The 328-nt window shown below is 36.6% G+C and carries 1 protein-coding gene; it reads right to left on the bottom strand.

What is annotated here, in order from left to right; genetic code table 11:
- The coding region (locus tag EII29_RS12470) for a hypothetical protein (RefSeq protein WP_158612568.1) at nucleotides 1-328 on the bottom strand (328 nt) is incomplete at both ends.

Below are 328 nucleotides of genomic sequence, written 5' to 3'. Positions count from 1 at the left end.
CCTTCTTTTGATGTTACTTTCGTTATTTCATTCCCTTTTATTTCTCCACCTATATTTATTACACCTTTATTTCCTTCTAAAAGGACTTCTTTTCCTTCTATTTTCCCTACATTGTTTCCTATACTTGCATTTATTCCTTTACCTGTCAACTCAATATATGTCGTCCCCTGACCGGGTGCTCCTATTTGCGATGTATTCAAAAGTGAGCCCGCCTTTATTGTCGTGCTTTGAGTTCCTATTATACTTGACGGATTTAATACCATTCCCACTTTTCTGTTATCTGTAAGTGTGCCGTCTTCTCTTCTGTGGGTTCCTTTTAAATATTCTT

It is taken from the genome of Leptotrichia sp. OH3620_COT-345 (assembly GCF_003932895.1).
Taxonomy (GTDB): domain Bacteria; phylum Fusobacteriota; class Fusobacteriia; order Fusobacteriales; family Leptotrichiaceae; genus Pseudoleptotrichia.
This window is presented reverse-complemented; position numbering and strand designations above follow the sequence as displayed.